Below are 412 nucleotides of genomic sequence, written 5' to 3' on the forward strand. Positions count from 1 at the left end.
TCCGGGTTGTGCAGGGCGAAGTCGGAGGCGCCTTCGAAGAACGGACGGCAGCCGAAATCGAGGAAGCTTTCCGCCGGCAGGCCCTCGGCGAGCAGGATGTCATGGGCGTCGAGTTCGACGTGCCAGTAGGTGACGCTGGCCTGCTCGGTGCGGGCGATGGAGGTACCGTTGATCAGGCACATCACCGGCACGAGCACGCCGCCGGTGTTGTCGGCATCGGCTCCGACCAGGACGGGGTGCCCTGGGGAGAGAAGAAGGTCGCGGGCGGGCCGGGCGTGCCCGAACGCACCGGCGCGCACCCGGACGGGGGCCTGATCGCGGGGCATCGGCCTCTCGGCGCTGCCGAGGTCGCGCTGGCCGATCCAGGTGATCGGGCGATGGCGGCCGGAGGCGGTGACGGCGGTGTCGCCGA

General features: G+C 71.4%; 1 protein-coding gene. It reads right to left on the reverse strand.

Annotated elements, in window-relative coordinates; all coding sequences use genetic code 11:
- On the reverse strand, window positions 1-412 hold a 412-nt coding region (locus E4V01_RS25465), incomplete at both ends, for a Hint domain-containing protein (RefSeq protein ID WP_193763320.1).

This window comes from Methylorubrum sp. Q1 (genome assembly GCF_004683995.1).
In the GTDB taxonomy this organism is placed as follows: Bacteria; Pseudomonadota; Alphaproteobacteria; order Rhizobiales; family Beijerinckiaceae; genus Methylobacterium.